This is a genomic window from Streptomyces sp. SID5643, assembly GCF_009872555.1.
GTDB lineage: Bacteria > Actinomycetota > Actinomycetes > Streptomycetales > Streptomycetaceae > Streptomyces > Streptomyces iakyrus.
This window is the reverse complement of record NZ_WWIC01000266.1, coordinates 1-1,732: the sequence shown is the minus strand read 5'-3', so window position 1 is coordinate 1,732 and position 1,732 is coordinate 1. Positions and strand designations below refer to the sequence as shown.

At 77.7% G+C, this 1,732-nt stretch carries 1 protein-coding gene and 1 pseudogene; both read left to right on the top strand.

Annotated features, from left to right (window positions below; genetic code table 11):
- Nucleotides 1-391: FtsX-like permease family protein (locus GTY56_RS29985; protein ID WP_161368441.1), on the top strand; the 391-nt coding region annotated here is incomplete at its 5' end.
- Between the two features lies 1 nt (nt 392).
- Nucleotides 393-1,732 (top strand): annotated as a pseudogene (locus GTY56_RS29980) (ABC transporter permease); the annotation flags it as partial.

Below are 1,732 nucleotides of genomic sequence, written 5' to 3'. Positions count from 1 at the left end.
GGCCGCCGCGGCCCTGGCCGCCGGGGGGTTCGCGGTGAGCGCCGCCGGTGCGCGGCGGGAGCGGTCCGCGGAGTTCGCGGTGCTGCGCGCCCTGGGCGCGCCCCGCCGGGATCTCGCCCGGCTGGTCGCGACGGAGCAGAGCCTGCTCATCGGTGCCGGTCTGCTCGCCGGGCTCGGCCTCGGCACCGTCCTGACCCGGGCCGTCGTCCCGCTGATCGTGCTGACCTCCGGCGCGGCACGGCCGGTCCCGCCGGTTCTCGTCGAACTGCCGGTGCCTCGGGTGGCCCTGCTGCTCGCCGGGGTGGCCGCCCCGCTGCTGCTGATCACCGTCGCGTCGGCGCTGCGCCGTGCCGAGCCGGCCGTCGCGCTCCGCCACCAGGGGGAGGACTGAGATGCCGCCGAACGCTCAGGGAGCCTCCTGGGTACGGACCCGGCTGCGGGCCGCGCCCTGGCCGGCCGTCGTCTTCGGTGTGCTGGTGCTGGTCACGGCGTTCCTCGCGGCCGTCCTGCCGAGGGCCGTGGAGGCGTACGAGACGGACGGGCTGCGTGGGGCCGTCGCGACCGCCGCCCCCGAGTCGACCGTGCTGGAGCTGAAGACGGAGCAGCCCGGTCTCAACCGTCCGGAGGAGGCCCGGGCCGACGAGGTCCGGCCGGCGGCGCTCGCGGCGGTCCACGGCCGGGCGCGGGCGCTGCTGCCCGAGCCGCTGCGGGTGGACCCGGCCGAGTCGGCGTACGGGGTGCGGACCGGCAAGAGCCTTCAGGCGCTGGACGCGTGGCTGCCCCGGCCCGACGGGCTGCTGCCCCGCTTCACCCTGCTCGCGCAGTCGGGAGCGGCCGGTCACGCCACCGTGCGGGAGGGCAGACTGCCCACCGCCGACGGTTCGGTGAGTGTGGACACCCGGGCGGTGGAAGGGGCCGTGACCGCCGAAACGGCCCGCACGCTGCGGCTGCGGGCCGGCTCCACGCTCACGCTGGACGGCTTCACGAACGGACCCCTGACCGTCCGCGTCACCGGCGTCCTCCAGCCCCGGCATCCGGAGCGGAGCTACTGGTCCGCGGAACCGGTCCTGCGGACACCGGCCATGGCGAGCAACGGCGGCCGGCCGCCGCAGTTCTACTGGGAGGCGGGAGTGCTGCTGGCGCCGGATGCCGCCCCGGCCCTGCTCGGCGGTCAGGGAGAGCCGGAGCGGTACTGGCGGTTCGCGCCCGCGACCGGACGGCTGACCGGATCGGACGCCGCGGCCCTGACCGAACGGATCGCGTCCCTGGAGGACGGGCCCGGCCTGGTGCGGATGCGCGGCGTCGCCGGTCCGACGGCGCAGCTGTCCACCGGCTTGGAGCAGGTCGTGGGCGCCTATGCGCAGACGCGTGACGCCGTCGCGCCGGTCGTCGCCGTGGCGGCCTTCGGGATCACCGCGGTCGCCTTCGTCGTCCTGGTGATGAGCGGTGGCCTGGCCGCCGCCCGCCGCGAGGGGGAACTCGCCCTGCTGCGGGCCAGGGGCGGCTCCCTGCGTGGCATCGCCGGGCGGCTGCTGGCCGAGAACGCGGTGCCGGCGGTGCCCGCGGCGGCGTGCGGTCTGCTGCTCGCCGTGCTCGTCGTGGGCGAGGCCCGGCTGCTGCCCGCCGTGCTCGGAGCGGGTGCCGTGGCGCTGCTCGCCTGCGCCGCGCTGCCGGTGCGCGCGGCGGTGGCGCATCGCAGGCCGCGGGCGCACCAGGGGCGTGACGACCTGGC